This is a genomic window from Streptomyces sp. NPDC006551, from assembly GCF_040611675.1.
Classification (GTDB): domain Bacteria; phylum Actinomycetota; class Actinomycetes; order Streptomycetales; family Streptomycetaceae; genus Streptomyces.
Window position 1 is genome coordinate 1 of the sequence record NZ_JBEXOT010000080.1, and the last position, 10,035, is coordinate 10,035.

A 10,035-nucleotide genomic window follows, 5' to 3' on the forward strand; every position below is an offset into this window, starting at 1 on the left:
AGGCCGCAGGCCGCCACGACCAGGACCGTTCCCGGGGTGACCCGGGCGGGGCCCTGGGTGTACGGGCCGAGCACGACGGACTCGACGATCAGGGCCACCGCCGCGCGGATCGCCGTCACCGAGACCGGCCGCCGCATCACCGTCGACACCGGCACCGTCACGGCGGTCATCTCCCGCGACGGCGAGAAGCTCGTCGAGTCCGTGACCCGAGGAGCGACGAAGATCGCCACCGACGGGCGGCTCGTCCTGCTGCGCCAGAGCGACCTCGACGACGGCGACCAGGGCAACGCCAAGTGGGAGCGGTTCGACGGAGAGATCAGCGGCGCCACCGTCGAACAGCGCGGCCCCGTCCGCGCCGTGGTCCGGATCGACGGCAAGCACCGCAAGGGCAGCCGCAGTTGGCTCCCGTTCAGCGTCCGCCTCTACTTCTACGCCGGCGCCGACTCCTTCCGGATGGTGCACACCATCACGTACGACGGCGACCAGAACAAGGACTTCATCCGCGGGCTCGGGGTCCGCTTCACCGTCCCGATGCGCGACGCCGCCTACGACCGCCACATCCGCATCGCCGGCCAGGACGCGGGCTTCCTCACCGAGGCCGTCCAGGGCATCACGGGACTGCGCCGCGACCCCGGCGCCGCCGTCCGCAAGGCCCAGGTCAAGGGCGAGAAGCTGCCCGACCCGGCCACCTGGGACCAGCGGGTCACCACCCGGCTGCAGTACATTCCCACCTGGGGCGACTACACCCTCTCCCAGCTCTCCGCCGACGGCTTCACACTGCGCAAGCGCACCAAGCCCGGCCACGGCTGGATCCCCGCCGGCGGCGGCCGCCGGGCGAACGGCTTCGGCTACGTCGGCGGGCCGAGCGGCGGATTCTCCTTCGGGCTGCGCGACTTCTGGCAGAAGCACCCCGCCCAGCTCGACATCCGGGGCGCCGCCGGTGACGCCGCCGAGGTCACCCTCTGGCTCTGGTCGCCCGAGGCCCAGCCCATGGACCTGCGCTTCTACCACGACGGCATGGGCCAGGACACCTTCCCCGAACAACTCGAAGGCCTCAACATCACGTACGAGGACTACGAGCCCGGCTTCGGCACCCCGTACGGCATCGCCCGCACCAGCGAGCTGATGTTCTGGGCCAACGCCGCCACGCCCACGGCCGAGACGCTCGTCGCCCAGGCCGCCGCCGTCCGCACCCCGCCCCAGCTCGCCGCGAGCCCCGAGGACCTGAGCCGCGCCAAGGTGTTCGGCGGCCTCTTCGCCCCCGTCGACCGCTCCACGCCCGCCAAGGCGACGATCGAGGACCACCTCGACTACCTCTTCACGTACTACAAGGACCAGGCCGAACAGCGCCGCTGGTACGGCTTCTGGGACTACGGCGACATCATGCACACCTACGACGAGGACCGGCACCAGTGGCGGTACGACGTCGGCGGCTACGCCTGGGACAACTCCGAACTCTCGCCCGACCTGTGGCTCTGGTACGCCTATCTGCGCTCCGGCCGCTCCGACATCTTCCGCTTCGCCGAGGCGATGACCCGCCACACCGGCGAGGTCGACGTCTACCACCTGGGCACCTGGGCCGGACTCGGCACGCGCCACGGCGTCCAGCACTTCGCCGACAGCGCCAAGCAGCAGCGCATCTCCACCGCCGTCTACCGTCGTCCCTACTACTACCTCACCGCCGACGAACGGGTCGGCGACCTGATGCACGCCCTCGTCGACTCCGACGAGACCTTCCTCGCCCTCGACCCCATCCGCAAGATCCGCACCGAGCCCTACACCCCGGACCGCCACGCGCTCTCCATCGGCTTCGGCACCGACTGGAGCGGACTCGCCGCCGCCTGGCTCACCGAGTGGGAGCGCGGCGGCCCCAAGGCCGCCAAGGCCGAGGCCCGACTGCGCTCCACCATGGAGACCATCGCGGCCCAGCCCAACGGATTCGTCCAGGGCACCGGCCTGTACGACCTCGACACCGGCCGGTTCGCCATCGCCTCCCAGCCCGCCGTCGGCGTCTCCCACCTCTCCGCCATGTTCGGACTCGTCGAGATGTGCGCCGAGCTCATCGACCTCGTCGACATGCCGAAGTTCAAGGAGGCGTGGCTGGACTACTGCCGCTACTTCAACGCCTCCAAGGCCGAACAGGCGGCACGGTACGGCAAGAACTTCGGCACCCTGCTCCTGTTCCAGGGCCACTCGCGCCAGGACGCGTACGCCGCGGCCCAGTTGAACGACCCCGCCCTCGCCAAGCGCGCCTGGGCCAAGTTCCACTCCAGCGACGGCTACACCTCGGCGATGGTCTGGGACAAGACCCCCGTCCAGGGCCCGGCCGCCCTGGAACCCGGCTACGAACACCTCTGGATCAGTACCAACACCACGGCGCTGTTCGGACTCGCCGCCATCCAGAACCTCGCCCTCGTCGGCGACAGCCTGCCCGCATAGAGAGGAGAGGCAACGATGAGAAGCACCGCCCTGCTCACGGCCGTCGCCACGGTCGCCGTCGCCCTGGCCGCCGCCCCGTCCCCGGCCCGTGCCGACGGCCCGTACGGCAACGGCCTCGAACACTGCGATGTCACCGGCACCGGCCCGGTCGACTGCCACGTCGACCTCCCGCCCGGCACGTACGACGTCACGGTCACCCTCGGCGGGGACACCGCCGGCAGCACCTCCGTCACCGCCGAGACCCGCCGCGCGCTGCTGGCCGAGACGGCCACCGCCGCGGGGGAGCGTACGAAGCGCCATGTCACCGTGCACGTCCGCGACCCGGAGGGGGAGCCCACCGGCCCCGCCGGAAGCCCCGGTCTCGATCTGACGTTCGCGGGCGCCGCTCCGCGGCTCGCGGGCCTGCGGGTCACCCCGGCCCCCGCCGCGCCGCGGATCTTCCTGATCGGGGACTCGACGGTGTGCGACCAGCCGGGCGAGCCGTACGCCGGCTGGGGACAGCAGCTGCCGCGCCACCTCGAGCGTGGCATCGCGGTCGCCAACTACGCCGACTCCGGTGAGAGCACGGTCAGTTACCTCGCGAACCCGGCTCTCTTCCCGACGGTCCGGCCGCTCGTCCGCCGCGGTGACGCCGTCCTGATCCAGCTCGCCCACAACGACAAGCAGACCGACGCGGCGACCTACCGCGCCAACCTCACCACCCTGGTCGAAGGGGTACGGGCCCAGGGCGGGCGGCCCGTGCTGGTGACGCCGATCGTCCGCCGCTGGTTCAACGCCGACGGCACCTTGAACAACGGCACCGCCCTGCTGGTCAACGGCCTCGGCGTGGACCACCCGGCCGAGATCCGACGCCTCGCGGCCGACCTCGGCACCCCGCTCGTCGACCTGACCGCCCTCACCAAGGCCAGGGTCGAGGAGCTGGGCCCCGAGGCGTCCAAGGCGCTCTATCTGACGACCGAGAAGCGGGACAACACCCACACCTCGGTGCGCGGCGCCACCGAGTACGCGGCGCTCGTGCTCGGAGAGCTGCGCGCCCAGGGAATCGTCCCGGAGCGGCTGATCCGCTGAGGGGGAGACGCCCCCGGCCCCGCCGGGAACGTCTCGGTCACGAGGCGCCCCGGGCGAGCGCCGTGAACGTGAACGAGAACTCCGCCACGACGTCTCCTCGACGGCACCGTGACGTTGCGCCAGAACGAACGGGGCGCCGACTACAACCTCGTGGTGATGCCGGTCGACCACGGGAAGATCACCGAGGATCCGGAGCAGCGCCCCGAACCGGCGCGCGACATCGTCCGCTACGAACACGTCCGCGGCACGGGCACCGACGCGGCGCCCGTGCCGCGGAACATCGTCCGTCGAGCATCGTCCGTTGAACGGCGTCGATCGGACGTCGTCGGTCGAACGCGGTTCTCCGCCGCCCTTCTAGCGGCCCGCGCGGCGCTTGTTCCAGACGTCGAACCCGACCGCCGCCAGCAGCACCAGGCCCTTGATGACCTGCTGATAGTCGGTGCCGATGCCGACCAGCGACATACCGTTGTTCAGGACGCCGAGGACCAGACCACCGATCACGGCGCCCATCACGGTGCCCACACCGCCGCTCATCGACGCGCCCCCGATGAACGCCGCCGCGATCGCCTCCAGTTCGAAGTTCAGACCCGCCTGCGGCGTGCCCGCGTTGAGCCGCGCCGCGTAGACACAGCCCGCGAGCGCCGCGAGGACGCCCATGTTGACGAAGACCAGGAACGTGACCCGCTTGTCCTTGACGCCGGAGAGCTTGGCCGCCGCCTTGTTGCCGCCGAGCGCGTACACATGGCGTCCGACGACCGCGTTGCGCATCACGTACCCCAGGCCGATCAGCAGCGCGCACATGACGATCATGACGATCGGCACGCCGTGGAAGCTCGCCAGGGTCAGGGTGAAGGCGACGACCGCCGCCGTCATGGCCACGCACTTCAGCGTCCACAGACCGGCGGGCAGCACCTCGAGCTCGTACGCCAGCTGGCGCTTGCGGTCGCGCCATTCGCGCAGCAGCAGGAGGACGACGGTGAGCAGACCGAGGACCAGGGTCGGGTTGTGGTACTGCGTGTAGGGGCCCATCTCGGGGATGAAGCCCTTGGCGATGTTCTGGAAACCCTCCGGGAACGGCGCCAGGGAGCGGCCCTCCAGGAAGATCTGGGTGAGACCGCGGAAGAGGAGCATCCCGGCGAGCGTCACGATGAACGACGGGATGCCGAGGTACGCGATGAAGTAGCCCTGCCAGGCACCGGCGATCGCGCCGACCAGCAGACAGAGCACCAGCGCCAGGAACCAGGGCATGTCGTGCCGCACCATCAGCACGGCCGAGAGCGCCCCGACGAACGCGGCCAGGGACCCCACGGAGAGATCGATGTGACCGGAGATGATGACGATCATCATGCCCATGGCCAGGATGAGGATGTAACTGTTCTGCTGGATCAGGTTGGAGACGTTGTTCGGCAGCAGCAGCGTGCCGTCCGTCCATATCTGGAACAGGACGACGAGGAAGGCGAGCGCGACCAGCATGCCGTACTGGCGCATGTTGGCCCGCACGGCCTGCAGGAGCAGCGCACCGGCCGACGGGGGCTCGGGCCGCGCCGTCTTCGGGTCCCGCGTGGAGGGGGTCGTGGTGGTCATGGCGGGCCTCAGCTCCTGCTCATGGTCATGTGGCGCATCAGTCTTTCCTGGGTGGCCTCGTCGCGGGTGACCTCACCGGTCAGCCGGCCCTCGGCCATCGTGTAGATCCGGTCGCACATCCCGAGGAGCTCCGGCAGCTCCGAGGAGATGAACAGCACGGCCTTGCCCTGTGCCGCGAGCCGGTCGATGACGGTGTAGATCTCGTACTTGGCGCCGACATCGATGCCGCGCGTCGGCTCGTCGAGGATCAGCACCCGGGGGTCGGCGTGGATCCACTTGCTGAGCACGACCTTCTGCTGGTTGCCGCCGGAGAGCCGGCCCACCTGCTCGAAGACGGTCGGCGTCTTGATGTTCATGGAGGCGCGGTAGCGCTCGGCGACCTGCCGCTCGTGGTGCTCGTCGACCACGCCGCGGCGCCGCATTCCCGGCAGTGAGGCGAGGGAGACGTTGCGGTGGATCGTGTCGATGAGATTCAGGCCGTACCGCTTGCGGTCCTCCGTCACATAGGCGAGCCCGGCGTCGATCGCGGCCGGAACGGTCCCGGTCGACGCCTCCTCGCCGTCGATCTCCACCGATCCGGAGACGTACCGTCCGTAGGAGCGGCCGAAGACCGACATGGCGAGCTCGGTGCGGCCGGCGCCCATCAGACCGGCGATGCCGACGATCTCTCCCCGGCGGACGGTCAGGGACACGTCGTCGACGACGGTGCGCCGCTGGTCGACCGGATGACGGACGGTCCAGCCGCGCACGGCCAGGGCCACCCGGCCGGCGTCGTCGCCCTCGTAGGGGGTGCGTTCGGGAAAGCGGTGGTCGAGGTCGCGGCCGACCATGCCGCGGATGATCCGGTCCTCGGAGAGTTCCGGCGCCGCGTCCGGAGCCGGGCGGACGGAGAGGGACTCGACCGTGCGGCCGTCCCGCAGGACCGTCACCGAGTCGGCGATGCGCCGGATCTCGTTCAGCTTGTGCGAGATGACGACGGAGGCGACGCCCTGGTCGCGCAACTCCAGGATGAGGCCCAGGAGGGCCGCGCTGTCCTCGTCGTTGAGCGCCGCCGTCGGCTCGTCGAGGATGAGCAGCTTCACGTCCTTGGAGAGCGCCTTGGCGATCTCCACCAGCTGCTGCCCGCCCACACCCAGGTCGGCGACCGGTGTGTGCGGGTTCTCGCGCAGCCCGACCCGGTCCAGGAGACGGCGGGCGCTGCGCAGGGTGTCGTTCCAGTCGACGATTCCCCGTCGGGCCTGTTCGTTGCCGAGGAAGATGTTCTCGGCGATGGACAGATGGGGGATGAGCGCCAGTTCCTGATGGATGATCACGATGCCGTGGCGTTCGCTCGCCCGGATGTCCCTGAACGCGACCGGCTCGCCCTCGAAGTGGATCTCGCCCTCGTAACTGCCGTGCGGATGAACCCCGCTGAGCACCTTCATGAGGGTCGACTTCCCCGCTCCGTTCTCCCCGCAGAGCGCGTGGATCTCACGGGGCCGGACCGTCAGGTTCACCTCGCTGAGCGCGGTGACACCGGGGAAGGTCTTGGTGATGCCGCGCATCTCCAGCACGGGCCGGGTCATGACAGCTGTCCCGCCGTGAAGTACCCCTCGCGGACGAGGAGTTGCGTGTTGGACTTGTCGATGCTGACCGGGTCCAGCAGGAAGGACGGCACGATCTTCTCGCCGTTGTCGTAGTCCTTGACGTTGTTGACCTCGGGCTTCCTGCCGTCCAGTACGGCGTCGCCCATGGCCACCGCCCGGGCGGCCAGCTTCCGGGTGTCCTTGAAGACGGTCTGCGTCTGCTCGCCCCGGATGATGGACTTGATGGAGGCCAGCTCGGCGTCCTGCCCGGTGACGATCGGCAGCGGCCGGTCCGCCGTCCCGTAACCGGCGCTCTTCAGCGCGGAGATGATGCCGATGGAGATGCCGTCGTAGGGGGAGAGGACCGCGTCGACGCTCTCGGCGCCGTAGTTCTTGCTGATCAGGTCGTCCATCCGCTTCTGCGCGGTGCCGCCGTCCCAGCGCAGCGTGGTCGCCTGGTTCATCCGCGTCTGCCCGCTGCGGACCACGAGCTGTCCGCTGCTGAGGTACGGCTGGAGCACCTTCATGGCGCCGTTCCAGAAGTAGCGGGTGTTGTTGTCGTCCGGCGAGCCCGCGAACAGTTCGATGTCGTAGGGCTTGCCCGCGTTCTTGGCGGGAGCGCCCAGCTTCAGCCGTTCGACGATGTACCGCGCCTCCAGCTCGCCGACGCGCTCGTTGTCGAAGGAGGCGTAGTAGTCGACGTGTTCCGTGCCCATGATGAGCCGGTCGTACGAGATCACGGGGATGCCCGCGTCGTGGGCGCGCTTCAGGACGTCGGTGAGCGCGGAGCCGTCGATGGCGGCGACCACCAGCAGTCGGCGACCCTTGGTGATCATGTTCTCTATCTGGGCGATCTGGTTCTCGACCTTGTCGTCGCCGTATTGCAGGTCTGTCTCGTAGCCGGCTTGCCGGAACTGCTTCGCCATGTTCTCGCCGTCGGCGATCCACCGCTCCGACGCCTTGGTCGGCATGGCGAGGCCGATGGTGCCGCCCTTGCCGCTGTCGGGCTGGTAGCGGCTGCCGCCGCGGGCCTCCTGGCCGCAGGCGGTGAGGGCGAGGACGAGCAGGGAGGCGAGGGCGGCCGCCCGGAACGTGCGGGTGCGCATGGTCAGTTCCCTTCGGGGGCGGGGAAACGCCGGAGCTCGCCGGGCAGCCGGGAGCCCAGCGGGGACATACCGGCGTCGGCACCGTGCCGGGCCAGCAGATCGAGGACGAGCCGCCCGCGCCGGACCCGCTCGCGGGCGGTGGCGAGGGTGTGCTCGCGCAGATGGGCGCCGTACGGGTAGATGCCGGCGGACTTGCTGAGGCCGAACTTCAGGTAGAGGGGCGCCCCCCGGCGGATCAGCTCCGCGGCCTCGTACATCCGGACGAAGCCGCCTAGGTCGTCGGGGGCCTCCACATAGAGGTCCAGGGGGGCACGGCTGGCCCGGCGGATCTCGGTGAGGTGCTCCAGGGTGAGGTCGGAGGGGACGTTGAGCGAGTCCGCGCCGAGATGCTCGTACACGGCGTACGAAGCGGGGTTGGCGGGGCCGATGAGCGCGGACGCCTTGAAGGTGGTGTCCGCGGGGAGCACGCCTGTCGCACGCATCCGGTGCAGGGTCCACAGCACCCCCTCGTCGGCGACGAGCAGACAGCGCACGCCCAACTCCGTGGCGCGCAGGGCGTCTTCGACGCAGCCGGCGAGCGCGTCATGCCCGCGCGCCCGCAGCCCGGCGCCGCCGGAGTCGGTACGGGTGGCGGCGCCGGTGTCCCAGGTGCCGCGCGGCCCGGTGAACAGGCAGAGCTCGATGGCCCGTTCGGCGCAGGCATCGACCATCTCGGTGATCTCGGCGTCGGTGAGCATCCAGATCCCGCTGCCCTGACTCACCCGGTGCACGGGGACGTCGAGCCGGGAGCTCTCCTTGAGGACGGTGGCCAGCGCCTCCGGCCCCTCGACGGAGGGAACCTCGGTGCGCCAGGTGCCCCCGTCGGGGAAGGAGTGCGGTGAGGCGTCGGCCGGATCGGCCGGTGGGACGGGATGGCCGATGCGGGCGAGCGCGTCGGCGCCCGGACGGCGGGGCGGTTGCGGTGGAGCGGTCACGGATGTCCTTTGTTCGGCAGGTCGGACGCGGTCCGAGGGAGGGGGTGCGCGGCGGTGCGGTGGGGGTACGGCGGTACGGGGCCGCCAGGGCTTCCCGTACCGCCGTACGTTCGGTGTGCCGCGCTCAGGGGCGCAGCAGTACCTTGCCGGTCCCGGGGTCGCCGCCGCCGACGAGTGCGACGGCCTCCGCGAACCGTTCCAGCGGGAACTCGTGGGTGATCAGCGCGGCCGGATCGAGCAGTCCGAGGCCGAAGGCCCGTACGGCATCGGCCCAGGCGGCGGAGGACGCCCCGAAGACGCTGCGCACCTCCAGCTGGCTGAGGGAGAGGTGGACGGGATCGATCCCGGTCGCGCCCGGCGTGAACATCCCGGTCAGGACGACCCGTCCGCCCCTGCGGGCCAGCAGGCAGGAGGCCGCCGCCGTGGACGGCGCCCCGGCCGTCTCCACGACCAGGTCGAAGCGGCCGGTCGCCGACGCGGCCTCGTCCGGGGTCAGGGCCTCGTTCGCTCCGTGCGCCAGCGCCTGCTTCCCTCGGGCCGCCCGGGGGTCGACGACGACGAGCTCGGCGGGCGAGGAGGCGGCGAGCAGCTGGACGGCGAGCAGCCCGAGGGTGCCCGCGCCGACGACGGCGATCCGCTCGCCGGGGCGGGGGCGGCCGGCGCGCACCGCGGCGGCGATCACGGCGGCGGGCTCGAGGAGCGCGGCGGCCCTGAGGTCCGCCTCGTCGTGCAGCAGGTGCAACAGCCGGACGGGGACGACCAGATGGTCGGCGAAGGCGCCCGGCTCCGTGAAGCCGGTCTCCGCGTATCCGGCCGTGCAGAGGCTGGTCTCCCCGCACCGGCACCGCTCGCACATCCCGCAGGACCTGAAGCCCTCGGCGACACAGGGGCGTCCCACCAGCGCGGGGTCGGCCCCGGGGCCGACCGCCTCCACCGTCCCGGACCACTCGTGCCCGGGGGTGACCGGGTAGCGGACATAGCCCGGGTCCCGGTGTCCGTCGTACACCTCGCGGTCGCTCATGCAGATCCCGGCCGCGGCCACCCGTACGCGTGCCTCACCCGGCCCGGGCTCCGGCAACTCCCGTCGCACCAGGCGGTGTTCGCCCGGTGTGTCGACGACGATCGCGCGGCTCACTTGGGTTGCCTCCGTTCCCAGCCTTCGGCCCAGAGGTCGAAGCGGGCTTGTTGTTGGGGGTGTTCGGCTGCTGCGTCGGTGTCGAGTTCGATGCCGAGGCCGGGTGCGTGGGAGATGGGGAAGCAGCCGGTTTCGGGGTTGATCTGGGGGGCGCCGGTGACGAT

7 protein-coding genes and 1 pseudogene are annotated in these 10,035 nt (G+C 70.8%); 2 read left to right on the top strand and 6 right to left on the bottom strand.

Annotated elements, in window-relative coordinates:
* Positions 1 to 36 precede the first annotated feature (36 nt).
* A complete protein-coding gene (locus ABZY12_RS33890; RefSeq protein ID WP_356897243.1) occupies positions 37 to 2,439 on the top strand; it encodes a Tat pathway signal sequence domain protein in 2,403 nt (800 codons plus the stop codon).
* 15 nt (positions 2,440 to 2,454) lie between these two features.
* Positions 2,455 to 3,507: a rhamnogalacturonan acetylesterase gene (locus tag ABZY12_RS33895; protein ID WP_356897231.1), complete on the top strand. Its 1,053-nt coding sequence runs from the start codon at positions 2,455 to 2,457 to the stop codon at positions 3,505 to 3,507.
* Positions 3,508 to 3,861: 354 nt separating this feature from the next.
* Here the strand turns inward: ABZY12_RS33895 and mmsB are convergent, their stop codons facing one another.
* The 6 genes and pseudogenes from mmsB to ABZY12_RS33925 form a co-directional block, all read right to left on the bottom strand.
* Positions 3,862 to 5,091, bottom strand: coding sequence for a multiple monosaccharide ABC transporter permease (gene mmsB / locus ABZY12_RS33900; RefSeq protein WP_356897233.1), 1,230 nt, complete (start codon positions 5,089 to 5,091; stop codon positions 3,862 to 3,864).
* An 8-nt stretch (positions 5,092 to 5,099) separates the two neighbouring features.
* Entirely contained in the window at positions 5,100 to 6,656 is a 1,557-nt protein-coding gene (gene mmsA / locus ABZY12_RS33905) for a multiple monosaccharide ABC transporter ATP-binding protein (RefSeq protein WP_356897235.1), read from the bottom strand.
* Positions 6,653 to 7,762, bottom strand: coding sequence for a multiple monosaccharide ABC transporter substrate-binding protein (chvE, locus tag ABZY12_RS33910; RefSeq protein ID WP_356897237.1), 1,110 nt, complete (start codon positions 7,760 to 7,762; stop codon positions 6,653 to 6,655). Before chvE ends, mmsA begins: the two co-directional genes overlap by 4 nt.
* Before the next feature lie 2 nt (positions 7,763 to 7,764).
* Positions 7,765 to 8,736, bottom strand: a complete 972-nt coding sequence (locus tag ABZY12_RS33915; protein ID WP_356897239.1) for a hypothetical protein — start codon at positions 8,734 to 8,736, stop codon at positions 7,765 to 7,767.
* 124 nt (positions 8,737 to 8,860) lie between these two features.
* The gene (locus ABZY12_RS33920) at positions 8,861 to 9,871 is read right to left on the bottom strand and encodes an alcohol dehydrogenase catalytic domain-containing protein (protein ID WP_356897241.1); all 1,011 of its coding nucleotides are present in this window, start codon (positions 9,869 to 9,871) and stop codon (positions 8,861 to 8,863) included.
* Positions 9,868 to 10,035, bottom strand: a pseudogene (locus tag ABZY12_RS33925) (mandelate racemase/muconate lactonizing enzyme family protein); the annotation flags it as partial. The gene ABZY12_RS33920 and the pseudogene ABZY12_RS33925, both read right to left, overlap by 4 nt.